This window comes from Lysobacterales bacterium (assembly GCA_016703225.1).
Lineage (GTDB): Bacteria > Pseudomonadota > Gammaproteobacteria > Xanthomonadales > Ahniellaceae > JADKHK01.
Map to the genome: position 1 here is coordinate 104,278 of JADJCM010000001.1, position 22,302 is coordinate 126,579.

Genomic DNA, 22,302 nt, shown 5'->3' on the forward strand with positions numbered 1-22,302 from the left:
CGCATCGCCATGATCCTGGCCGAACGCCTCTGTCTGTTCGTGCTCGATCCGGAGCGCGGGCGCGAACGCGTCTCGTGCGATGCGCGGCGCCTGCCGCAGGCGATCGCCGGCCTGGTGCTGGTGGACCTGATGCTGGCGGGACGCGTCCGCATCCAGGGGTCGCAGTTGCAGTCTGACGACGCCCTTCCCATTGCGCACCCGGTGCTGGCCGAGGCCGCGAGGCTGCTCGCTGCGCACGGCCGAATCCAGTCACTGCAGGCGGCGGCAGTGCTACTGCGGGGAAAGTCGCGCCGTTGGCACAAGCGCATGCTTCAGTCGTTGGCTGCGCGCGATGTACTCGAACTGCGCGTCCCGTTTCCGTTCCTGCGCCGCCATCACCTGCGCTCGCGCCAGGCCTTCAACGAGTCGCTGGCCCTGCTGCAGTCGGCCGTGACCGGCGCCGCTGCCGACACACCGGCATTGGCGCTCGCACTCGCCACCGACCTCGCCGGCGTGCTGCCCGACCTGCTTCCCGTCGATGTCAGCCGTCGCCTGTTGAACGCGCTCGCCACCCTGGGCGAATCGACCACACGCGGTGAACGCGGCGCGCTGCTGCAACTGCTGCGCGACCGATGAAACGACTGCGGCGCCCGCAGGCGCCGCAATCACGAGCGGACTCCCGCCGACTACTTGGCCGACAGCGCGAACTCGATGCGACGAGTGAGCGTGCGCGACACCGGCTTGCCATTTTCCATCGCCGGTTCGTACTTCCACTGCGACACCGCGCGCACCGCATCGCGGTCGAACACGCCACGCGGTTGCGCGCGTGAAACGTTTACATCGGTCACGTCGCCGCTCGCAGCCACGGTGAAGGACACTTCCACCCAGCCCTCCTGGCGACGCCGCGCGGCGGCCGCCGGATACACCGGCCGCACCTGGCGCACCAGTACCGGATCACGCGACTGCGCCACTGGCTGCGCCGGAGCGGTTGCCACCGGCGCGGGCTCCACCGGCTTCGGCTCGACCGGCTTCGGTTCGGACGCAGCCGGTCGTGCCGGCTGCGCCGGAGTCGGTGTCGGCGCCGGCGCTGCGGCCGCCACCGCCGCCTGCGCGCGTTGCTGCTCGGCCGCTGCTTCCTGGGCCAGACGGCGTTCCTCTTCGCGCTGCATCTGCGTGCGCGCCGCATTGAGCTTCGACTTCAGCGTCGACACCGTGTACGAACCCGGGCTCGCCTGATCCAGCAACCCGACGATACGTGCCGCTTCGGGCAGGTTGCGGTTGACGATCTCGCGCTCCGCATTTCCGGCTGCCAGCGGAAACAGATCGACCAGCGCCTGGGTCGCACTGACATTGTTCGCGTCCTTGGTCAGCACCTGCAGGTAGAACTCGATGGCATTGTTGCCGGCCGGCGCCACCAAACGCTCCTCATTGACTGCGCGCGTTGCGGAGCCGAGCAATTCCGGGACGGTGATCTCGGGCGCCGCCGGCGCGACCACTTGCGGCGAAACGCCGGCTGCGGGTTGCGCACCGGGCGCCGGCTTGGCCGCCTCTTCCTTCTTGCCACAAGCCGATATCGCCAGCACGCAAGCCATGCCCAGGGCGGCAACGCCCATCCAGTTGTTGACGCGGGGTGTACGGATCTCGTTCGGCATTTCACGTCCTCGTTGATTCGTGGTCAGACTGCGCGCCGCTGCAGCAGGGACAGCCGTGACCGTGGTCACGATGCGGTTTGTACCGCAATTCGCGCGGACGTTCACGCGAACAACACGGCCGCGCGCCGTTACGCACACCTTACAGCAAGCCCTGAGCCGCGGAAACGCCAGCGGCATGCAGTCCGGCTGGCTACCGAACCATTGCAAAGGATGTTTTCAGGGGAGTCTGCGGCGACGGCCGCGTCATCGGAAGCCTGGCGGCTCCGGAAGCCTTCGGGGCCAAAGTGACCATCGCACGCCGGGCGGTCGTGCGATGGTCTGACCCGGATAAAGCGTTACAGCTTGAAGTTACTTCTTCGCAGCGGCCTTCTTGGCCGGAGCTTTCTTCGCAGCCTTCTTGGCTGGGGCTTTCTTGGCAGCGGCCTTCTTCGCCGGAGCCTTCTTGGCAGCGGCCTTCTTGGCCGGAGCCTTCTTCGCTGCCGGCTTCTTGGCGGCGGCTTTCTTCGCTGCAGGTTTGGCGGCGGCTTTCACCGTGCCGACTTTCTTCTTGGTAGTTGCTGCTTTCATTGTAGTGCTCCTCTTGGTTTTGGCAGTGGTCGCCCGGTTGAAAACCGATCAAGCGCCGCGTGCGCGGACTGCCGACACGCACACGGGTGGAAGGAACGACACGACGCGTCGTCGGGAGCATCAGTTGGGTTGCGTCGTGATCGCGGGAAATGGATTGCATGCGGGAGAGGCGGAGGATCGATCGCGACATCTGCGAGGAGTTCGTTGCGGTCGCCATCTCGATGAATTTTTCGCCACTCATTTCCGAAGCATGCTTGTCACGCTGCGGCAAAACTAATTGCACACGCGTTGACTGTCAACACGTTTTGTGAGCGCGCGATCACGATGCGCAAACTCGTCGACAACGCGACCAGTTCGATTCGCCGCGAATGGTGCTCGCGAGTTCGACTGCGAACACGTCGCGCATCGCTCGATCACTCGCACGCCGCGCGCTGCGCGACCGGCAAAAAAAAACCGGTCGCGCGAGCAACCGGTCTTTCCATCGCACGACGTTGCCGCTCAGTGCTCTTCGTTTTCGGTCATCGCGGCATGGTCGTCGGGACCGAGCAGCGCATCGAGCTCGCTGCGATCCGCCGCCTCCACCACGAACAGCCAGCCTTCGCCATAGGCGTCGCCGTTGATCGTTTCCGGCGCGTCGGCGAGCTTCTCGTTGACCGCGACGACGGTGCCCGACACCGGGCTGTAGACATCGGATGCGGCCTTCACCGACTCGACCACTGCGGCGCCATTTCCGGCCTGCAGCTGGTCACCGACTCCCGGCAGTTCGACATAGACGAGGTCCCCGAGCGCCGCCTGGGCGTGATCGGAAATGCCCACGGTGATATGCCCGTTGTCTTCGATACGCGCCCACTCGTGGCTCTTCAGGAATTTCAGATCGCCTGGAATTTCGCTCATGACTCGGTCCTCGTGGTGGCTGATGGCGGATAGTAGTGGTGTTGCAGACGGAATCAGATGCCGTCGCAGGGCTTGCCGTCGCGCACGAACGGAAACTTCACCGCACGTACCGGCAGCGCCTTGCCGCGAATGTCGACGGCGAGCGCGCCCGCCGCAGCGCCGGCAGGCACGCGCGCCAGCGCGATCGACTTGGCCAGCGTCGGCGAGAACGAACCACTCAGGATCTCGCCGTCGCCACGTTCGGTGATCACGCGCTGCCCGTGACGCAGCACGCCCTTGTCGTCGAGCACCAGGCCGATCATTTCGCGCGCGACGCCGCCACTCTTCTGCGCGACCAGCGCGGCGCGACCGATGAAGTCGCGCTCCGCAGGATCGAGCGCGATCGTCCAGGCCAACGCCGCTTCCCATGGCGATACCGTCTCGTCCATGTCCTGACCGTAGAGATTCATGCCGGCTTCGAGACGCAAGGTGTCACGTGCACCGAGCCCGCACGGTTTCACCCCGGCGTTGACCAGACGATTCCAGAATGCGGCCGCTTCCAGCTCCGGCACCATGATTTCGTAGCCGTCCTCACCGGTGTAACCGGTGCGCGCCACGAACATGCCGTCGATCTCGGCGCCCACGAACTTGCCGAGCTTGCCGGCGCGCGCCGAACCATCCGCCGATAGCAGACCATGCACGCGCGAGCGCGCAGTCGGTCCCTGCACCGCGATCATCGCGTAGTCACGGCGCTCGGCGAGGGTCACGCCGAAACCGCTGCCCTGGCGCGCGATCCAGTCCAGATCCTTGTCGCGCGTAGACGCGTTGACCACGATGCGGAAAAACGACTCGTCTAGGAAGTACACGATCAGGTCGTCGATGACGCCGCCGGACTCGTTCAGCATGCAGCTGTACAGCGCCTTGCCCGAGGCCTTGAGCTTGTCCACGTTGTTGGCGAGCAGATGCCGCAGGAACTCGCGCGCGCGCGCGCCGCGGACATCGACGATGGTCATGTGCGAAACATCGAACATGCCGGCGTCACGGCGCACGACGTGGTGTTCGTCGATCTGCGAACCGTAGTTCAGCGGCATGTCCCATCCGCCAAAATCGACCATGCGCGCGCCCTGGGCGCGGTGCGTGGCATTGAGGATGGTCTGGTTCAACATGAAAACTCCGCGCCGGGATCAAGGGCGCGGAGCATAACGACTCAGCTGTCCATTTTCTCGACGGTGAGGTTCAAGCCATCGGTTCGACAGACTCGAACGCGCGTTCCAGACGCCAGGTCCGGCCCCTCGACCGTCCACAGCGCATCGCCGATCTTGAGCTTGCCGCGGCCGAACTGGATCGGCGCATCGAGCACGAACTCGCGTCCAACCAGACGGTCAGCCTTGCGGTTCAGCAATGGCTGGTCACTCGGAACTTCGTGGCTGCGAAACCACTTCCAGTACACCGCCACCGATGCGATCGAACAGATGCCGAAGATCACCACCTGCCCGAGTAGAGGCAACTCCGGAAACAACCAGACCACCGCACCGACCACGAATGCCGCGATCCCGAACCAGAGAATGCTGGCGCCGGGAATGATTGTCTCCAGCGCCAGCAGCGCCAGCGCGATTGCCCACCAAGTGTAGACCAGCTGTCCCATTTCAGGCTCCCGGAATCTTCGGCGGCTTGACTGTGGCCGCCTTGTCGAGTGCGCCCTTCGACAACTCGGCGATGCCGGCGATCGAGCCAAGCAGTCCGGTGGTCTCGAGCGGCATCATCAGCACTTTCTGGTTCGGCGAGGTGGCCAGCGCCTTGAGCGCCTCGACGTACTTCTGCGCGATGAAATAGTTGATCGCCTGCACGTCGCCGCGCTCGATCGCCTGCGACACCATCATCGTCGCCTTGGCCTCGGCCTCGGCCAGGCGCTCACGTGCCTCGGCGTCCTTGAACGCCGCCTCGCGGCGACCTTCGGCTTCCAGCACCGCCGACTGCTTCTCGCCCTCGGCGCGCAGGATCTCCGACTGGCGCGAGCCCTCCGCTTCCAGGATCTGCGCACGCTTCTCGCGCTCGGCCTTCATCTGCCGTGCCATCGAATCGACCAGGTCACGCGGCGGCTGGATGTCCTTGAGTTCGATGCGATTGACCTTGAGGCCCCAGGGATGGGTGGCTTCATCGACCACGCGCAGCAGCTTGGTGTTGATCTCGTCGCGCTTGGACAACGACTCGTCCAGATCCATCGAGCCGATCGCGGTGCGGATGTTGGTCATCACCAGCGCGATGATCGCCTGCTCCAGGTTCGAGACCTCGTAGGCAGCCTTGGCGGCATCGAGCACCTGATAGAAGACAACGCCATCAACTTTGACCACGGCGTTGTCCTTGGTGATCACTTCCTGCGACGGCACGTCGAGCACCTGTTCCATCATGTTGATCTTGCGCCCGACATTGAACACGTAGGGGATGATGATGCCGATGCCGGGCGTCTGCGTGTGCGTGTATTTGCGGAAGCGCTCAATGGTGAACTCGAAGCCTTGCGGCACCATGACCACGCCCTTCCACAGGGTGAAGATGATGAAGGCAAGCAGGAACAGGACAATCGGCTCGAACATGGCGACCTCCAGGTGGCGGGGCCCGCAGTATAGGAGTTCCGCAACGCGCCGCGCGGAGTCAAGAAAGCGTTAAACTGAGCGCGCTCGCCCCGAGCGATCCTTCCTATCCCGAACGAGAGGAGAAACCACGATGAAGAAGCTGCTCCCCCTAGCCATCGGCGTCGCGCTGCTGGCCGCTGCCTCCAGCGCCTTCGCAGTCACCGACGAAGAAGGCAACGCCTCGCTCCAGTTCAACTTCTCGGCTCCGGGCGCACGCTCGCTGGCGATGGGCGGCGCCTTCATCGGCCTGGCCGACGACGCCACCGCCGCATTTTCGAACCCGGCCGGGCTGGTCCAGCTCGCGTCGCCCGAGGTTTCGATGGAGTTCCGCGCCAACGACTTCAGCACCGAATACGCGCACAGCGGCTCGTTTACCGCCGACCCGTTCAGCACCGCCGGCGTGAACTACCGCGAGGCCGACAGCGACGCCCGTGGCCTGTCCTTCCTGTCCGCCGTGCTGCCGCGCGAAGACTGGGCGATTGCGTTCTACCGCCACGAGTTCCTGAACTACCAGACCGCGTTCCGTACCGAGGGCATCGGCTCGATCTATCCCTTCGATGCCGCGATCGACGTGTCGGTCTACAGCTACGGACTGTCCGGCGCGTTCAAGCTCGGCGACAAGTGGTCGTTTGTGCCAGTTTGAACGCCTACCAGATGGACCTCGACTCCAACACGCGCCGCTTCACGACCGTCGCCGACACGCTGGTGCGCTTCTCGACCCAGCAGCGGGGCGACGACGGCGCATCCGGCTTCGGTCTCGGTGCCCAATACCACATCAACGACCAGTGGCAGGCGGGCCTGGTGTTCCGGCGCGCACCGAAGTTCAAGTACACCGCGAGCATCGTTCCCGGCACCCAGACCTTCACGCGCCTGGACAAGCAGGCCTACCTGGACACCCCGGACCTGCTCGGCCTCGGGCTGGTCTATCGCCCGTCCGATGCCCTGACGCTGGCGCTGGACGTGTCGCATGTGCAGTACTCGCAACTGACCGACGACATGGTCTCGAACTTCAACCTCAACGATGACACTGCTGCGGGTCGCGCGGCGATCGACCCGCTGCTCACCAAGGACGACTACGAAGTGCGCCTCGGCATGGAGTACACCTTTACCGAAATGGAAGTGCCGCTATCGCTGCGTGCCGGCGTCTGGCGCGACCCGGAACACACGATCCGTTTCAATGGCGTGCCGAACGACGAACCGGCGATGATGCCGTCGCCAATGCCGTGCTGTTCTCGCACGGCGACGACGAGCTGCACACGTCGGTCGGATTCGGCTGGGCATTCGAGAAGTTCCAGCTCGACGCTGCCTTCGACGCGTCCGAGCGCAACGAGACTTTCTCGCTCTCCGGCGTGTTGCGCTTCTGATCGTTCAAGCCCTGCCCGCTGCACCACGACGCCGCGCACCTGCGCGGCGTCGTCGTTTCTAGCGCACGCTGCTGAAGAAGGCGCGGAAGCGCGGCGAGTAGAAACCGGCGTCCAGCGCGATCGATGGCTGCGCGGCGCGTGCACTGCGGATCTCCTGCTCGGCGCGGCTGCGATGCGCTGCGGCATTCGCGACCTCGATCTCGGACAGGGCATGCGAGGACGCCGCGCGCAACAGATGCAGGTGCGCGAGCGCCTTGCCCTGGACGCCGGCCAGCGAAGCCGAGACGACATTGCGATAGCGTCCGCCCAGCCACTGTTGCAGCGCGTTCTGCAGCGCCGCCGGCACCGTGGCGGGAGTCGCAGTGGTCGCTGTGGTCGCACCCGGTTGCGGTTTCGTCGGCACCAACGGCGGCGCTGGCGTGGTCGTGGCGGCCGGCTTTACGGGCGCCGGGGTGGTTACACCGGCGGCATTCGGCGCGGCTGCGGTCGTTGCTGTCGGCGGTGGTTTGCTTGGCGTAGCGAGCGCCAGCTTCGCGCTGCAGTCGCCGCGCGCGGTATCGGCCACGCCCTTGAACTCGGTCAACTGCGCGATCACCGCCGCCGCCGCCGCATCACCGAACCAGCGCATCGCGCCGGCACAGTCGTTCTGTTTGTAGGCGGCAAGCCCGAGGTAGTAGTGCGGCACATAAGGCGCGAAACGCTGGCCGTAGAGCTTCACCCGCACTTTCGGCGTCGGATTGCCGGCGAGCGCTTCCTGCATCGCCGTCTCGACCGCGCCCCAGTCCTGCTTCTCGGCGGCTTCCTGACCGCGCGCATAGGCCTTGTAGTCCGCCCACGCGACGGCCGGCGCGAGCAGCGCAGCGGCGATCAGTACGGCAAGACGGCGCTCAGAGACCGGCACGGCGCACGTACTCCTTTTCATCCAGCGCCGCGAACGCGGCCGAACTCAGGGTTTCCGTCTTCGCCTTCACCGTCGCCTGCGCACTGCTGCGTGCACCGGAGGGATGCTTGAAGGTGATGCGATACACCCGGCCGGCACACGCAGGCGCAGCGGCGTCACCCGGTCATTCGGCAACTCGACGTTGCTCTTGCGCTGCACGTCGGTCACCGAGTCCACTTCGCCCCACGGCAGTGCCAGCAGCACCAGGTCACCGGCGGTGGCGGCGAGACGCACACGCGACTCCTCGGCGAGCCGGCTGCGCGCGCTCTGGAAGGTTGCCGCAACCGGCACCGCATCGTCGGCGAAGGCCTTGCGATAGCGTTGGAACAGTCCCTCGACCTGATCGAGCGCGGCCGTGTCCGCCGCGCCTTCGGCCGATTCGCGCAGGGCATCGAGCAGTCGTTGCCGCGCGGTCTGGGCGTCGACATCGCGCACGTTGGCCTTCAACAAGATTGCGGCGTCGGTGAGCGCGGTTTGGAATGTCGCCACGTCCAGGGGTCGCTGCGCGGCAGCGGACAACACGCTCTCCAGTTTCTGGCGACGCATCACCGCCGCCGCATCAGCAGCCTGCTGCCGCTTCAACTGCGCGACCAGCGCATACGCTTCGGCATCCTCCGGATAGCGCTGGCGGGTCTGGTTCGCGAGTTCGAGCGCGGCTTCGACGTTTTGCTCCTGCGCCAGGGCGCGCGCCGCTTCGATGGCGCTGTGCGCCAAACCATCGCGCAGGCGCATGCCCTCGGCATTGTCCGATCGAGCTTGAGCAATTCGGCCAGCGACTCGGCGGCGTTCTGTCCCGGCGGTGCGAAGATGCGGCGCTCGGCCAGCGCCTGCTGCGCCTGGCCGAGCAATCCGGCGACACGGCGCTGTTCGGCACTGAGGCGCCCTTCCATCTCGCGCTTGAGCGCGCCGGCTTCGGTCGAACCGGGTTGCACGCGCAGGGCCAGCTCGACCTGTGCCAGCGCGGTCGAGGCCTCCCCTCTGGCCATGGCTGCACGCGCATCGACCAGCAGGGCGGCAGCCAGGTCGCGCTGCGTGTTGCGGCCGCTGCGGCATCCAGCTGGCGCAGCGCGGCGAGGGACTCCAGCGCATTGTCGCCGGAGGGCTCGGCGTAGCGGCGCGCAGTCGCAGGTCGAACTGGTTCTGCAGCCCGGCGATCTGGGCGCTGCGTTCGGCCACGGTGCGAGCCGCCGCGATGTCATCCCGCAGCTTGCGCCAGGCCGGATCGTTGCCGAGCGCCGCGGCATAGCCATCGAGCAGCGACTGCGCCCGTGACAGATCACCGCCGGCAAGTGCATCTCGGGTCGGTGCCAGCAGGCGCGCGAGCAGTTTCTGCTGGGCTGCCCCGATAGCGGGATCAGCCGGTGCCAACTGCGCTGCCTGGCGCAGCAAGGCATAGGCACTGCCCCCACCGAGATCGCGTCCCGCGGCTGCAGCCTCCTCGGCCTTGGTCAGCAATTCGCGCGCCTGCGTGGCGCGTTCGTTGCCGGCGCGCGCGTCGGCGATGCTGGTGCGCAGGGCCGCGATCTCGGCGTCTTCGGGCGCCAGCGACTCGGCGAATCAAGCGCGCCTTCGGCGTCGAGGAATTCGCCGCGCGCGCTGCGCGCCTTGGCTTCCGCTTTCAGTGCCGCGAGCAGCGCCTGCACACGTTTGCGGGTGCCGGAATAATCAGGGGCGCGTTCCTGCACCACCTTGAGTGTGTCAAAGGCGTTGTCGGCACCGGCCGCAACCGTCAGCTTGCCCTCGCCGACGTAGCGATCGACGATGACCAGGCGCGCATCGATTTCGCCGCGGATGCGCGGGTCGATTTCCTCTCCCGGCGCACGCAAGACCCACCACGCCAGCACCGCCACCAGCACTGCAATCACCGCCCCGGCACCCAGCCAGATTCCGCCGCGACGCGGTGGCCCGGCAGAATGCTGCGAGCCCGCCGGATGCAGGGTCGGATTGGAGATCTGCGTCACTCCGCCGGAAGCCGTGGGCGTGCGCGCGACATGCGTGGGCAGCGCCCGCGGCGCCGGCAGTTGGCGCTTCGACGGCGAGCCCTGCTGTACCGGATCGAGCGCGGTCGACGAACTCACCGAGAAGCCGAGCGCGCGCAGTTGTTCCGACGAACTCTGGTTCGGGTCAGCCTGCAAGCGCTCCCACAGCCGATCGTTGTTGACCACGATCGCCTTCAGCGACTTGGTGAACTCCTTCAGATTGGCGAAGCGCTCGTCGCGATTCTTCGCCAGCATGCGGTCGAGGATCCTGAACTCACGGAACTGTGGCGGCAGCGGCGGCGGCGGGCTGGTCAGGTGCGCCATCAACACCGCGATCGGCGTTTCACCCTGGAATGGCGCGCGCCCGGTCAGCAGCTCGTAGAACATCACGCCGAGGCTGTACAGGTCGGAGCGGCCATCGACATCGAGCCCGTTGATCTGCTCCGGACTCATGTAGGTCGGGGTGCCGACCAGCATGCCGGTCTGGGTCAGGCGGGTGGCTGAAGCGTCCTGCTGCTTGGCGATGCCGAAGTCGGTGAGCACTGGCGTCAGCTCGTCGCGGAACATGATGTTGGCCGGCTTGAGGTCGCGGTGGATCACGCCGTGGTCGTGCGCGAACTGCAGCGCCCCGGCAATCTGCACCACGATCGCCACCGCCTCGGCCAGCGACAGGCCGCTGCGCATCTTCTCGTGCAGGGTGCCGCCTTCCAGGTACTCCATCGAGATGTAGGTGGCGACGTCGCTCTTGACGATGTCGTAGACCGCGACGATGTTCCGGTGCGGCAGCTTGGCCAGCGTGCGCCCCTCGACCAGGAAGCGACGCTCGAACTTCTCGGCATCGTCGATGTTGCGCCGCATGACCTTGATCGCGACCTTGCGCTCAAGCGAGCTCTGGATCGCCAGGTGCACGGTCGCCATCCCGCCCACGCCGAGTTCACGGATCAGCTCGAAACCGGGAATGTTGAAGGCAGGCGTGGTGCTCATCGGGGCACGTGTAGGGATCGCGCCGGATCATAACATCGCCCCCACGCGCGCCTACGAGCCGATCTGGGCGATGGGTCAGCCGCGCCGGCGCGGCCACAACGACTGCTCCCTCGAACTCAAGCGCAGCCGGCGGTCGAGCACAGCGTTGAGCGCGCGGGGATGGTGGTGGCGATGTCACCGAGAGCTGCCGATATCCCGTCCTCACTTTGTAAAACCCCGTTACGGAGGCTATAGTGCGCGCCGTCTTTCATCGCGATTCGGGGGAGTCGCGGTGACTCCAACTGCAGAAAACCCATGTGTCGTCCCAGCCGGATGGCGCGGTCGCCTCGTCGAGATCTGAGTCCATGAAAAAACTTCTGAATCCGCAGCTGATTTGTTGTGGCACGCTGGCTCTTGCGCTTGCGACGCCGTCTCTAGGCGCTGGCCTCGTGAGGCGAATCGACATTGTCGGCCCACCGGGTAGCGAGGAATTCGGGTCGTCGATTCTGGCTCTTCCGTCGGGCAATCTCGTAATTGCCGATCGTCGATTTGACTTGGGTTCGACCCCGGATGTGGGCGCCGTCTATCTTTACCGTCCCAACGGCCAGTTGATCAGCCGACTCACCGGATCCAATGCCTATGACATGGTCGGCGAGCAACTTCACCTGCTCACCAACGGCAATTTCTTGGTCGGTAGCGACTCTTGGGGCGGCGCGCCAGGATTGGCTCCACGCGGTGCCGTCACATGGGTGAACGGGGTCACAGGCCTCAATGGCGCCGTCAGCGCAGGAAATTCGCTCGTTGCGGCGAGCGGCAGCTCACTGGGTTGGGCAAGGGTGACTGCGCTGCCGAATGGTCACTACGTGCTCACCATGCCTGATTGGAGCGTTGGCGAGTCGCACTGGCTCGGTGCAGTGACATGGGGCAACGGCGTGACCGGAACCACAGGCATTGTCTCTGCAGCGAACTCGCTCGTCGGCGATCAACCTGACGACGAGGTGGGAGGAGGCTCTGAGTTCGGACCTGACTCTGCGGTGGTTCTAGAAAACGGAAATTACGTAGTCATCAGCAACGATTGGCGTGGCAAGCGCGGAGCGGTGACCTGGTGCCCCGGGATTTCGCCGTGCATCGGTGTCGTGTCAGCTTCGAATTCGCTGATCGGATCGAACGAGGGCGATGCCATCGGTTACGGCGGCGTACTTCCGTTGTCGACCGGGCACTACTTCGTATCGAGCCAACGATGGATGAATCCACCTCTGGCGAATGTCGGCGCGGTCACTTGGGGCAACGGCAATGGAGGTTCCGTTGGCGTTGTCTCGGCATCCAATTCGATCGTGGGATCGTCGGCGGGGGACAGTGTCAGTCTCCACGCATCGAACCCGGTGGTGCTGGCCGGGGGAAACATCGCCATGCCCCTGCGGCATTGGAATAACGGCAGCGCTGTCGATGCCGGTGCAGTCGTCTGGCTGAACTCGTCCGGAGGAAGCGTGGGTCCTGTTTCGTCTGCGAATGCGCTGGTCGGCACATCGGCTGGGGACCAAGTCGGCAGCGATCTAATCGTGCTCGACAATGGCAACTACGTGGTTAATTCTCCGAACTGGGACCGGGCCTCCCCTTGCGGATGCGGGCGCAGTGACATGGGGTGACGGAATGACTGGCGTATCCGGCCCGGTCGGTCTCGCGAATTCGTTGGTGGGCACGGCGCCCGCAGATCGCGTCGGATACAGGTTAACCAAACTCGTCTCAGGCGGAGCCGTCGCACAGACGCAATCCTGGAACAACGGCGCAGCCGTGGATGCCGGAGCTGCCACGTGGATCAACCCGGGTGCGCCGACGATCGGCGAAGTCAGTGCACTGAACTCGTTGGTCGGCAGTACGACGAACGACCGCGTTTCGAATTCCGGAGTGACCGCGCTGGCGAATGGAAACTACGTCGTTGCATCCATGAACTGGAATGCGCCCGGTGCATCATCCGCAGGCGCTGCAACGTGGGGTGATGGCATGTCGGGCACCACGGGCGTGGTATCCGCGTCCAACTCGCTGATCGGAAGCACTGCCTATGACAACGTCGGCTACAACGTTGTCCCGCTGAGCAACGGACACTACGTGGCCAGCAGTTCTTTCTGGGACCACGCAGGACTGGTCGATGCGGGCGCAGTGACGTGGTGCGACGGCTTCGTCGGAGCGGCCGGACCGGTCAACATGTCCAATTCCCTGGTCGGCGGCGCCATGCACGATGGTGTCGGATCCGTTCAAGCGCTGCCAAACGGCAACTACGTGGTTGACTCGGGCGGTTGGGCCAATGGCGCGAGTGCGGACGCGGGCGCTGTCACCTGGGGCAACGGCTTAGGAGGCACCAGCGGACTCGTGTCCTCGGCCAATTCGTTTGTCGGTGCAAACTCGGAGTCCATCGCGGGTCGCGTACGTCTTCTGTCGGGAGGAGCGTACGCGATTGTCTCCTACAATTGGGACGATGGCGCCCGGCAAGACGTAGGTGCCGTGCGATGGTCGGACGGGCTCGCGGCAATCACTGGCACGCATTCTTCAACGGTGTCATTGCTCGGCGCAAGCACCGGTGATTTCTTCGGAGCGATCGATGATGTCGGAGCAGGCCATTTCCTGCTCCGCTCCGACCGTTGGTCGAATGGCCCCGCCGCGTTCTCGGGCGCCATTTTTTCTGGCAACGGCGCCGCAACAGGGTTGATTACGTCCGAGAATGCTTGGGTCGGCGATTCCGAGGGTGACTCGGTCGGATGGGATGATCCGGTGATCTATCCCGATGGGCTCTTCGTACTGAAGGCGCGTACTTTCGATCACAATGGACTGCAAAATGTCGGCGCCGTGACTGTCGGCAATAGATCGGTGCAGCCGCGCGGCATCGTGAGCGAAGAAAATAGCTGTATCGGCACAATCGAGTACGGTGGTGTCGGGAACATCGCTCGATTTCCGAATGAACAACGTGTCGCCGTGCAATCGAAGGGAAATCGCGTTGTGATCTTTGATCTACCGATGCACGCAGATGGATTTGAATGAGTCGTGTCGGCGAAGGTGGGGCCAGTTCGACATTTCACATCTCCTTTCGGCATCGACCGGGCTTCGCTTGGCCGCACACCGATTGAAGGACATGCCCCCGGCAGCCGGCTTCGCGCATCGGAACCGGCTCGGGCCAGCATGGGGAGCCGGCGTTGTCGCCACCCCCACGGGCGCCAAGGTTGACGATTGCGGGGGTGATTGCCGGGGCCGAAACCGGATTACACTCGGCGCCAAGGCGTCGCAGGACGGTTACGCGACTCCCGGCCATTGCCCCAACCACTGGAGGTTCCACATGCACAAGAAATCGCTGTTTGCCCTGGCCCTGCTCGCCGCGCTGCCGTTGTCGGTCATGGCGCAGGACGAGGAAGGCGAGGAGAGCTCGGGCCCGCTGACCTTCAGCGCTTCGGCGACGCTGACCAGCGACTATGTCTGGCGCGGCGTTTCGCAGTCGCAGGAGGACTTCGCGCTGCAAGGCGAGCTCGCCTTCGAGCACGAGTCCGGCCTCTACGGCGGCGTCTGGGGTTCGAGCGTCGACTTCACCCCCGATGACACCGACTGGATGGACGAGGACGATGCCAAGATCGAGCTCGACACCTACATCGGCTACGCCTGGGACTTCAACGACAGCCTGGCCGGCGACATCCAGCTGATCCGCTACATCTATCCCGGCACCGCCGAGGGCGTCGACTACGACTACAACGAACTGGTCGGTTCGATCACCTTCAACGAGATGATCACGGCGACGGTGGGCTACACCAATGACGTGTTCAACCTCGACGATGACGGCGTCTACTTCGCCCTCTCCGGCAGCTACGGCCTGCCGTGGTGGGACCTGACCCTCGATGGCGAAGTCGGTCACTTCAGCGTCGGCAGCGGTTGGCCGGAGTTCAACGACGAGGGCGAACAGACCGGCGCCCACGACATCGACTACATGCACTACGGCGTGTCCCTGTCCAAGGAGTTCGGACCGGTGAGCACCACGCTCGGCTGGGCCGACAGCGACAGCGAAGCCGAGGCCTTCTGGGCGGAAACCGCCGACCAGCGCGTGTACTTCTCGATCACGATCGCAACCGATCTCTGATCGGTCAGACGCGACCCCACGAACGCCGCGGCCGGTCCGCGGCGTTTTTATTGCGCTCCGACTCCCTCCGGCGGGCGGATCAGGCGCGCTCCTCCGACGTCGCGGCCACAGCCAAGGGTTCCGCGCACAACACCCGGTCGCGACCGGCAGCCTTGGCTCGATACAGTGCCGCGTCGGCTGCACGCATCTGCATTCCCGGGTTGGCGGTAGGCGCATCGGCGACGCCGGCACTGATGGTGAATGCCGGCAAGCCGGCATGGGCACAGGCCGCCGGCAGTTCGCCGCGCACGCTCTGCAGCACGCCTACCGCGTTCGCGAGGTCGATGCCGGGAAGGATCAGCAGGAACTCTTCACCGCCGTAGCGACAGAGCACGTCCTCGCGGCGGATCACCCGACGCACCGTGTCCACCAGCAGTTTCAGGGCGCGATCGCCGACCTCGTGACCATGGCCGTCGTTGATCTTCTTGAAGTGGTCGATGTCGATCATCGCCAGCACGTAGCCGCCAGGCTGCTGCGCGAGATCGGCCATGCGTGCCTCGGCGCTGCGCCGGTTTGCGGCACCGGTCAGCGGATCGGTCGCCGCCTGACGCGCGGACGCAGCCATCGAGCGAATCACCGCGAGACGTGCGCCTACATGGTGCGCCGCGGTGTTCAGTGCCTGCAGCAAGCGATACAGCACCGGATCGCCCGCCGGCCCGAGCGCGCGCACCATGCCCACCCCGGACCCGGCAACGGTGATCGGCGTGCAGGCAGCGGCGCAAGAACTGGAGATCGGCCCCTTGAGCCCGCGACACGCGCTCAGAACCAGACTGTCCTCGTACACCGTACCCATGCCACGCCGCACCGATGGGCAGTCGCAGGGGCGTTCGATGAAGCAACGAACCGCCTCGGGCAAGTCGCCCTCGATTAGAGAATGACGCATCGAGGAATCCGCCGAGTCGGCCAGCAGCAATTGCGCCGGAGCACCGTCGGCGGCCACCGACAGCGCCTGGCGCGCGATGCGCAGCACGGCATCCTCATCCTCGGCCATCTCCAGCGCCTCCGCCAGACGCACATTCAGGTCGTGCACGCGCAGCCGCTCGTGCAGGGCTGCGGACTCCTGCTCCTTGGCATCCAATGCGCAGCGCGCCTCGCGCATGATCGGCAGGTAGAGCAGATACCAGGCCGGCACCCCGACCGCGACGAGCAGGAGCACTGCGTCGGCAAGCATGCGCAGCGGCAAGACCATCTGCGCCAACTGCGCAGCCAGCGCAGCCGCGAGCAGAACGTGGACCGTGACTGCCAGCAGCAGCACCCAGCAGAAGCGTGCGAAGGACGCGCGCATCCCCTGCGGCGAGATCGCTGGCGACGGCATGATCACCGGGGACTCAGGCAGGTTCGACACGCTTGCGCTCATCTCGATTCCTCGCTCGCGCCCGCCATGCGGGCAATGCAAGTCCGAGTATTGGCTGCTCTGCGTACACGGTCAACCGGCTCCAGCCGGCGGGCCGCGGCGCTTGCGACCCTTTCCGGCCCCGGCGCATCCTAGGTTCCGTGAGCAGCCATTTCGCCATCGACGTACCCGCCAGCCTGATCGAACGAGGTGCCGGCGGCGATATGCGTGCGTTCGAGCAGATCTACCGCCTGTTCGAACGCCCGGTGTACACGCTGGCGCTGCGCCTGCTCGGCGACGCCGAAGAGGCCGAGGAGATCCTGCACGACGCCATGCTGCAGCTGTTCCGCAAGCTTGGACAGTTCCGCGGCGACGCCCCGTTCTGGGGTTGGCTGCGCCAGATCGCGGTGAACGAGGCGCTGATGCGGCTGCGCCGGCGTGGTGTGGTCGAGACCGTCGACGAGATGCCCGAGCCCGCCGATGACGCGGCCGCCTCGCCAGAACATCAGCGCGACCTCGAGCGCGCGCTCGCCAAGCTGCCGGAGATCACCCGCAGTGTGGTCTGGCTGTATCACGTCGAAGGCTATTCACACGAGGAGATCGCTACCAGCTTCGGCAAGTCGGTGAGCTTCTCGAAATCGCAACTCGCGCGCGGCACCCGCAAGCTGCGCGACTACTACGACGCGCCGCAGGCGCAGGTGGCTTATGCCTGATGATCGTTTCCCGCCCAACCCCGACCGCGACGACGCCGCGCTGGCAACGGCGCTGCGCGCCCTGCCGCTGCGGTCGCCGCGCGCAGGCGGCTTCGCCGCGCTGAGCCGCGAGTTGGCTCTGGTGACACCGCGGCCGGATCGGGCGTTCGGGACGCGCCGCGTCGCCACGGCGTGGCTGGCACTGGCCGCGACCCTGTTCGCCGCAATCGTCGGCGTACGCGTGCTGCATCCGCAACCTGAGGCGCCCTCGCGCGACGCCAACGCCAGTACGCGCGAACTGATCGAGCAGTCGCAGCAGCTCGACGCGATCCTGGCCGCGCTCGATGCGCGCAGCGTGCCGATCGACGCCGCCAGCGCGATGGCCAGCGTCGAGCTCGAAAACCTGATCGGACTGACCGATCTGCAACTGAACGCAACCACCCGCAACGACGAGGCTGAGGCCTTGTGGTCGCGCCGCGTTGAGCTGATGACCCGACTCGCGGCGACGCGCTCCAGCGCGCGCTTCGACGCCCTTTCCGACAACGGTGACGCGTACCTGCAGCGCGCGGACTACCGCATCGACTGACCGCAACCCGCAAGGAGATTCCGATGAAGCTCAAACCCACACTGCTCGCCGCCGCACTGATGCTCGCGTGCACGCCCGCTTTCTGCGCCGAACCCGACGAGGCCACGCGCGCGAATGCGCGCAAGGAACTCGACGCCGCCCGCGGCGAACTTCGCGAACTGACGCGGCGCATCGCCGAACTGTCGATGCAGCTCGGCGACCACGGACCGCGCGCCTTCGCCTTCGAGTTCGCCGGCGAACCGCGGCGCGCCCTGATCGGCGTGGTGCTGGAGCCGGATGACAACGGCGCGCGCATCGCCGCGGTCACGCCCGGCAGCCCGGCGGCGAAGGCCGGCCTGAAGCCCGGTGACTTGATCGTCGCCGTCAACGGCAAGGCCATGGGCAAGAGTCGCGAAGCGGTCACCGCCGTGCGCGACAGCATCGGCGGACTCGAAGCCGGCACCGAGGTGACGGTGCGCTACCAGCGCGAGGGCAAGACCGTGGACGCGAAGATGGTCGCCGAGCGGCGCGAGCCGGGCGATTGGGTCGGCATGCTCGACCTGCCGCCGGGCCATGCCCCGCACGCGCCCATGCATGGCGATCCCGGACGCATGCAGCGCGATATCCAGATCATCATGAAGGATAGCGAGAAGATCGTGCGCGAAATGCACCAGGGCGATCGCGGCCCGATGCGTGAACACCTGCGGTTCATCGCCGGTGGGCTGGACCTGAACCTGACCAGCCTCAATGCCGAGCTCGGCAAGTACTTCGGCGCTGGCAGTGGCGTGCTGGTACTGGAGAACGAGGGCGACAAGCTGCCGCAGCTGAAGGCCGGTGACGTGATCCAGGTGATCGACGGCCAGCCGGCCGAAAGCGTGCCGGGTGCAATGCGCCTGCTCACCGCCAAGGAGCCCGGGCAGATGCTGAACGTGGAAGTGCTGCGCGAGCGCAAGAAGCTGGTGCTGACGATCGCCGCACCCGAGCGCGACGACCTGTTCTTCCGCATGCACGCGCCGCCGGCGCCGCCTGCTCCTCCGGCCGCTCCGGCTGCTCCGGCGGCTCCTTCGGCGCCACCCGCGCCACCGGCACCACCGGTGGCCCCGGTGGCGATGCTCGAAGCCTGATTCAATTCGCCGCGAAACACGCCTCGATGCGCGAGACCATCTCCGCATCGAGGCTCGCGACCAGTTCCAGCGCTGCGAAGTTCGCATCGAGTTGGGCCGGCTTGGAGGCGCCGAGAATCACCGTGGTGACCTGCGGATTGCGCAGGCACCACGCGATCGCCAGCGTCGCCGGCGCCGCGCCGAGCGCATCGGCCAGCGCGCTGAAGCGGGCGAGGCTGCGCTGCACCGCATCGCGGCGCGCCAGCACCAACTTGCGCAGCCATTCGTAGCCTTCGGCGTTGAGCCGCGAATCCTCGGGCACGCCTTGGGCGTATTTGCCGGTGAGCAGGCCGGAAGCCAGCGGCGACCACACCGTCGCACCGAAACCATGCTCGGCGAACAGCGGCAGGTATTCGCGCTCGACCCGCGCGCGCTCCAGCAGGTTGTATTGCGGCTGCTCCATCTGCGGCGCGAACAAGCCGTTGCCGCGCGCGAATTCGATCGCCTCCAGCACCAGCGCCGCCGGCCACTCGCTGGTGCCCCAGTACAACACCTTGCCCTGGCGGATCAGCAGATCCATCGTGGTCACGATCTCGGCGATCGGCACTTCCGGGTCGGGCCGATGACAGAAATACAGATCCAGGTAATCGAGGCGCATGCGCGCCAGCGCCTGGTCGCAGGCATCGCGCAGGTGCTTGCGCGAGAGCCCGCGCTGGGTCGGTCGCGGCGCATCGACGGCGCCGAAGAAGGCCTTGCTCGACACGCAGAACGAGTCGCGCGGCAGGCGCAGGTCGACCAGCACGTCGCCGAGGATGCGTTCGGATTCGCCGTTGGCATAGGTTTCGGCGTTGTCGAAGAAGTTCACCCCGTGGTCGTGGCACTGCGCCACCAACTCGCGCGCCTCGCCACGCCCGAGCTGATTGGCGAAGGTGACCCAAGTGCCATAGGACAGCACCGAAAGCTGCAACCCGGAAGTTCCCAGTCGACGGTATTGCATGGGCACGCCTCCGCATGGAAAGGTGCGCATTCAAGCACAGCAGAAGGATGCCCGGCATGAAGAAGCAGGATTGGCTGATCCCCGTGGCCATGCTCGCGCTCGGCGCCGGCATCGGGTTCTGGACGCGCGATCGGCAAGCACCTGCAGCGAATTCGGAATCGGACGGCGAGATCGCGACGACTGCGGCCGGCGATGCGGTGCCTGCCGACCGTGCAGCGCCCGCCGCCGGCGCGTCCATGTCGCCCGCCCAACCGGTCGGTTTCGAGATGATCACGCAGGTCGCGCCCGGCTTCGCCGCCGCGCCGCTGCCGCCATTGGATGCAAAGATTGCCGACATCCACGACGCGCTCAAGGAGCGCGCGCAACATGGCGACGGCAAGGCGGCATGCCGGCTCGCGATCGAGCTGCAGCAGTGCGTTTGGCGCGAGGCGATCCTGCAGGATCTCGACCAGGCGACGCGCCGCATGCAGAACCGGCCGCCGTCGGCAAGCAACGACCCCCGGCAGGTGGAGTGGGAATCGCGCATGCTCGACCTGGCGCAGCGCCAGGCCGACTACGCTGCGGCGCTGGACGCGCGTTGCGAGGGCTTGAGCGATGCCCAGGTCGCCGGGCACGTCGACTGGTGGCGCACTGCCGCGCTCAGCGGCCATCTGCCATCGCTGCTGCATTACGCCCGGGGCGACGCGTTCCGCTTGAATGCGACCCTCGACAACCTCGAACGCCTTGGCAGCTACAAGCGCGATGCGGAGCGCCTGATGCGCGCGGCTGCCGCTGCCGGTTCGCCCGAAGCACTGCAGCAACTGCTGCTGGCCTACGCGCCCGAGCGCAGCCCGCGCAGCACGCTGTTGCAGCAGGCGATCCAACCGGACGCGGCCGAGGCCCAGGCGATCCTGCGCCTGATGCAGGAACGCGGCATCGCATTGCCGCGTTCCGAAATGGATCGTCGCGGCGAGGCGACGGCGCCACCGCCTTCCTTGTCGCAACTCGATGCGGACGAGCAGGCGCGCGCCGACCAGCGTCTGGCCGACTTGCGCACCTCGTGGCCGCGTACCGACGCCACGACGGACTCGAGGCGGCCGCCGTGGGAGCAGGAAGACGCGCAGCGCAAAGCCTGCGACCAGGATCGTTTCGCGACGCTGCGCTGATGCGGCAGCGCAGGTTGCGGCTGCAGGTCGCGACCGGCTAGCCTGCGCTGGTCTTTGCCCCTGGGGAGTGGATCGTGGTTGTCAGCATTCTGTTCGGCCTGTTCGGGCTGCTCTGCCTGATCGGTATCGCTTGGTTGTTCTCCAACAACAAGAGCCGCGTCAACTGGACGCTGGTCGCGACCGGCATCGCGTTGCAGATCGCCTTCGCCACGCTGGTGCTGCTGGTGCCCGGCGGCAAGGACGCGTTCCAGTGGTTGAGCGACGTGTTCGTGAAGGTGCTTGGCTTCGTTGCCGCCGGATCGAACTTCGTCTTCGGCGGTTTGATGGACATTCCGAAGTACGGCTTCATCTTCGCCTTCCAGGTGTTGCCGACGATCATCTTCTTCGCCGCGCTGATGAGCGTGCTCTACCACCTCGGCGTGATGCAGGCGGTGGTGCGGGTGATGGCGTTGGCGATCACCAAGGTGATGAAGGTTTCCGGCGCCGAGACCACCAGCGTCTGCGCCAGCGTGTTCATCGGCCAGACCGAGGCGCCGCTGACGGTGCGCCCGTACATCGGCCGGATGACCGAGTCGGAACTGCTGACGATGATGATCGGCGGCATGGCGCACATCGCCGGCGGCGTGCTCGCGGCTTATGTGCTGATGCTCGGCGGCCCCGACCTGGCGGCCCAGGGCTTCTATGCCAAACACCTGCTCGCCGCTTCGATCATGGCGGCACCGGCGACACTGGTCATCGCCAAGATCCTGGTGCCCGAGGTCGGCGAACCGCTGACCCGCGGCACCGTGCGCATGGAAGTCGAGAAGACCACCAGCAACATCATCGACGCTGCCGCCGCCGGTGCCGGCGACGGACTGAAGCTGGCGCTGAACATCGGCGCGATGCTGCTCGCCTTCATCGCGCTGATCGCGATGGTCAATGCACCGCTGACCTGGCTCGGTGAAGTCACCGGCATCGCCGCACAGCTCGGCAAGCCGACCGACCTCGCCAACCTGTTCGGTTACCTCCTCTCGCCGATCGCCTGGCTGATCGGCGTGCCCTGGAGCGACGCCAACACCGTCGGCTCGCTGATCGGGCAGAAGGTGGTGATCAGCGAGTTCGTCGCCTACCTGCAACTGTCGGAAATCCTGAAGCCAGGCGGCGTGGAACTGACCCAGCAGGGCGCGCTCGTGGCCACCTACGCGCTCTGCGGTTTCGCCAACTTCAGCTCGATCGCGATCCAGATCGGCGGCATCGGCGGACTGGCGCCGGAACGCCGCAGCGACCTGGCGCGACTTGGCCTGCGCGCCGTGCTCGGCGGCTCGATCGCGACCTTCATGACCGCGACCATCGCCGGCGTGCTGTCGCAGTTCGCCTGAGGTGACGAC

The 22,302-nt window shown here is 66.1% G+C and carries 21 protein-coding genes; 11 read left to right on the plus strand and 10 right to left on the minus strand.

What is annotated here, in order from left to right; translation table 11 throughout:
- The first annotated feature begins 9 nt into the window (after window positions 1-9).
- Complete coding sequence (locus tag IPG63_00460; GenBank protein ID MBK6725724.1) at window positions 10-615, plus strand: GPP34 family phosphoprotein; 606 nt, start codon at window positions 10-12, stop codon at window positions 613-615.
- A gap of 50 nt (window positions 616-665) precedes the next feature.
- On the opposite strand, the gene IPG63_00465 is transcribed toward IPG63_00460, so the two are convergent.
- The 6 genes from IPG63_00465 to IPG63_00490 form a co-directional block, all read right to left on the minus strand.
- The gene (locus IPG63_00465; GenBank protein ID MBK6725725.1) at window positions 666-1,631 is read right to left on the minus strand and encodes a TonB family protein; all 966 of its coding nucleotides are present in this window, start codon (window positions 1,629-1,631) and stop codon (window positions 666-668) included.
- 348 nt (window positions 1,632-1,979) lie between these two features.
- On the minus strand, window positions 1,980-2,198 hold the full coding sequence (locus IPG63_00470; protein MBK6725726.1) for a hypothetical protein: 219 nt from the start codon (window positions 2,196-2,198) through the stop codon (window positions 1,980-1,982).
- 498 nt (window positions 2,199-2,696) lie between these two features.
- Window positions 2,697-3,092, minus strand: coding sequence for a glycine cleavage system protein GcvH (gene gcvH, locus IPG63_00475; protein ID MBK6725727.1), 396 nt, complete (start codon window positions 3,090-3,092; stop codon window positions 2,697-2,699).
- 53 nt (window positions 3,093-3,145) lie between these two features.
- Entirely contained in the window at window positions 3,146-4,237 is a 1,092-nt protein-coding gene (gene gcvT / locus IPG63_00480) for a glycine cleavage system aminomethyltransferase GcvT (GenBank protein MBK6725728.1), read from the minus strand.
- 41 nt (window positions 4,238-4,278) lie between these two features.
- A complete protein-coding gene (locus tag IPG63_00485) occupies window positions 4,279-4,716 on the minus strand; it encodes an NfeD family protein (GenBank protein MBK6725729.1) in 438 nt (145 codons plus the stop codon).
- Between the two features lies 1 nt (window position 4,717).
- On the minus strand, window positions 4,718-5,662 hold the full coding sequence (locus IPG63_00490; protein ID MBK6725730.1) for an SPFH/Band 7/PHB domain protein: 945 nt from the start codon (window positions 5,660-5,662) through the stop codon (window positions 4,718-4,720).
- Window positions 5,663-5,792: 130 nt separating this feature from the next.
- Between IPG63_00490 and IPG63_00495 the strand changes: the two genes are divergently transcribed.
- Together IPG63_00495 and IPG63_00500 are read left to right on the plus strand one after the other, a co-directional pair.
- Window positions 5,793-6,344, plus strand: a complete 552-nt coding sequence (locus IPG63_00495) for a hypothetical protein (protein MBK6725731.1) — start codon at window positions 5,793-5,795, stop codon at window positions 6,342-6,344.
- Window positions 6,345-6,406: 62 nt separating this feature from the next.
- Window positions 6,407-8,077: an outer membrane protein transport protein gene (locus tag IPG63_00500; protein MBK6725732.1), complete on the plus strand. Its 1,671-nt coding sequence runs from the start codon at window positions 6,407-6,409 to the stop codon at window positions 8,075-8,077.
- Here IPG63_00500 and IPG63_00505 read toward each other — a convergent pair.
- Together IPG63_00505 and IPG63_00510 are read right to left on the minus strand one after the other, a co-directional pair.
- Window positions 8,033-8,737, minus strand: a complete 705-nt coding sequence (locus IPG63_00505) for a hypothetical protein (protein MBK6725733.1) — start codon at window positions 8,735-8,737, stop codon at window positions 8,033-8,035. The genes IPG63_00500 and IPG63_00505 overlap by 45 nt on opposite strands.
- Window positions 8,738-9,453: 716 nt before the next feature.
- Window positions 9,454-10,968 carry a protein kinase gene (locus tag IPG63_00510; protein ID MBK6725734.1) on the minus strand — a complete coding sequence of 505 codons (1,515 nt, stop codon included), beginning with the start codon at window positions 10,966-10,968 and terminating at the stop codon, window positions 9,454-9,456.
- A gap of 344 nt (window positions 10,969-11,312) precedes the next feature.
- Between IPG63_00510 and IPG63_00515 the strand changes: the two genes are divergently transcribed.
- The 3 genes from IPG63_00515 to IPG63_00525 all read left to right on the plus strand — a co-directional run bounded on the left by IPG63_00515 (window position 11,313) and on the right by IPG63_00525 (window position 15,061).
- The gene (locus IPG63_00515) at window positions 11,313-12,593 is read left to right on the plus strand and encodes a hypothetical protein (protein ID MBK6725735.1); all 1,281 of its coding nucleotides are present in this window, start codon (window positions 11,313-11,315) and stop codon (window positions 12,591-12,593) included.
- 4 nt (window positions 12,594-12,597) lie between these two features.
- The gene (locus IPG63_00520) at window positions 12,598-13,980 is read left to right on the plus strand and encodes a hypothetical protein (GenBank protein ID MBK6725736.1); all 1,383 of its coding nucleotides are present in this window, start codon (window positions 12,598-12,600) and stop codon (window positions 13,978-13,980) included.
- A gap of 292 nt (window positions 13,981-14,272) precedes the next feature.
- A complete protein-coding gene (locus tag IPG63_00525; GenBank protein ID MBK6725737.1) occupies window positions 14,273-15,061 on the plus strand; it encodes a hypothetical protein in 789 nt (262 codons plus the stop codon).
- Between the two features lie 79 nt (window positions 15,062-15,140).
- Here IPG63_00525 and IPG63_00530 read toward each other — a convergent pair whose 3' ends face one another.
- Entirely contained in the window at window positions 15,141-16,457 is a 1,317-nt protein-coding gene (locus IPG63_00530) for a GGDEF domain-containing protein (GenBank protein MBK6725738.1), read from the minus strand.
- Window positions 16,458-16,657: 200 nt separating this feature from the next.
- Between IPG63_00530 and IPG63_00535 the strand changes: the two genes are divergently transcribed.
- From IPG63_00535 to IPG63_00545, 3 genes are read left to right on the plus strand one after another with little or no spacing between them, the layout of a single operon-like run.
- Window positions 16,658-17,146, plus strand: a complete 489-nt coding sequence (locus IPG63_00535; protein MBK6725739.1) for a sigma-70 family RNA polymerase sigma factor — start codon at window positions 16,658-16,660, stop codon at window positions 17,144-17,146.
- The gene (locus tag IPG63_00540; protein ID MBK6725740.1) at window positions 17,139-17,711 is read left to right on the plus strand and encodes a hypothetical protein; all 573 of its coding nucleotides are present in this window, start codon (window positions 17,139-17,141) and stop codon (window positions 17,709-17,711) included. The genes IPG63_00535 and IPG63_00540 overlap by 8 nt, the downstream gene beginning before the upstream one ends.
- A 23-nt stretch (window positions 17,712-17,734) precedes the next feature.
- A complete protein-coding gene (locus IPG63_00545) occupies window positions 17,735-18,814 on the plus strand; it encodes a PDZ domain-containing protein (protein MBK6725741.1) in 1,080 nt (359 codons plus the stop codon).
- Between the two features lies 1 nt (window position 18,815).
- On the opposite strand, the gene IPG63_00550 is transcribed toward IPG63_00545, so the two are convergent.
- A complete protein-coding gene (locus IPG63_00550) occupies window positions 18,816-19,790 on the minus strand; it encodes an aldo/keto reductase (GenBank protein ID MBK6725742.1) in 975 nt (324 codons plus the stop codon).
- 56 nt (window positions 19,791-19,846) lie between these two features.
- Here IPG63_00550 and IPG63_00555 point away from each other — a divergent pair, with 56 nt between their 5' ends.
- Both IPG63_00555 and IPG63_00560 read left to right on the plus strand, forming a co-directional pair.
- Window positions 19,847-20,935 (plus strand): hypothetical protein, encoded by a 1,089-nt coding sequence (locus IPG63_00555; GenBank protein ID MBK6725743.1) that lies wholly within the window; start codon window positions 19,847-19,849, stop codon window positions 20,933-20,935.
- A 71-nt stretch (window positions 20,936-21,006) separates the two neighbouring features.
- Entirely contained in the window at window positions 21,007-22,293 is a 1,287-nt protein-coding gene (locus IPG63_00560) for a NupC/NupG family nucleoside CNT transporter (GenBank protein MBK6725744.1), read from the plus strand.
- Window positions 22,294-22,302 lie beyond the last annotated feature (9 nt).

Coding starts and splice junctions, on each gene's coding strand:
- IPG63_00460 (MBK6725724.1), top strand. CDS start 10: ATGATCCTGGCCGAACGCCTCTGTCTGTTCGTGCTCGATCCGGAGCGC.
- IPG63_00465 (MBK6725725.1), bottom strand. CDS start 1,631: ATGCCGAACGAGATCCGTACACCCCGCGTCAACAACTGGATGGGCGTT.
- IPG63_00470 (MBK6725726.1), bottom strand. CDS start 2,198: ATGAAAGCAGCAACTACCAAGAAGAAAGTCGGCACGGTGAAAGCCGCC.
- gcvH (MBK6725727.1), bottom strand. CDS start 3,092: ATGAGCGAAATTCCAGGCGATCTGAAATTCCTGAAGAGCCACGAGTGG.
- gcvT (MBK6725728.1), bottom strand. CDS start 4,237: ATGTTGAACCAGACCATCCTCAATGCCACGCACCGCGCCCAGGGCGCG.
- IPG63_00485 (MBK6725729.1), bottom strand. CDS start 4,716: ATGGGACAGCTGGTCTACACTTGGTGGGCAATCGCGCTGGCGCTGCTG.
- IPG63_00490 (MBK6725730.1), bottom strand. CDS start 5,662: ATGTTCGAGCCGATTGTCCTGTTCCTGCTTGCCTTCATCATCTTCACC.
- IPG63_00495 (MBK6725731.1), top strand. CDS start 5,793: ATGAAGAAGCTGCTCCCCCTAGCCATCGGCGTCGCGCTGCTGGCCGCT.
- IPG63_00505 (MBK6725733.1), bottom strand. CDS start 8,737: ATGCGCCTGCGCGATGGTTTGGCGCACAGCGCCATCGAAGCGGCGCGC.
- IPG63_00510 (MBK6725734.1), bottom strand. CDS start 10,968: ATGAGCACCACGCCTGCCTTCAACATTCCCGGTTTCGAGCTGATCCGT.
- IPG63_00515 (MBK6725735.1), top strand. CDS start 11,313: ATGAAAAAACTTCTGAATCCGCAGCTGATTTGTTGTGGCACGCTGGCT.
- IPG63_00520 (MBK6725736.1), top strand. CDS start 12,598: ATGACTGGCGTATCCGGCCCGGTCGGTCTCGCGAATTCGTTGGTGGGC.
- IPG63_00525 (MBK6725737.1), top strand. CDS start 14,273: ATGCACAAGAAATCGCTGTTTGCCCTGGCCCTGCTCGCCGCGCTGCCG.
- IPG63_00530 (MBK6725738.1), bottom strand. CDS start 16,457: ATGAGCGCAAGCGTGTCGAACCTGCCTGAGTCCCCGGTGATCATGCCG.
- IPG63_00535 (MBK6725739.1), top strand. CDS start 16,658: ATGCGTGCGTTCGAGCAGATCTACCGCCTGTTCGAACGCCCGGTGTAC.
- IPG63_00540 (MBK6725740.1), top strand. CDS start 17,139: ATGCCTGATGATCGTTTCCCGCCCAACCCCGACCGCGACGACGCCGCG.
- IPG63_00545 (MBK6725741.1), top strand. CDS start 17,735: ATGAAGCTCAAACCCACACTGCTCGCCGCCGCACTGATGCTCGCGTGC.
- IPG63_00550 (MBK6725742.1), bottom strand. CDS start 19,790: ATGCAATACCGTCGACTGGGAACTTCCGGGTTGCAGCTTTCGGTGCTG.
- IPG63_00555 (MBK6725743.1), top strand. CDS start 19,847: ATGAAGAAGCAGGATTGGCTGATCCCCGTGGCCATGCTCGCGCTCGGC.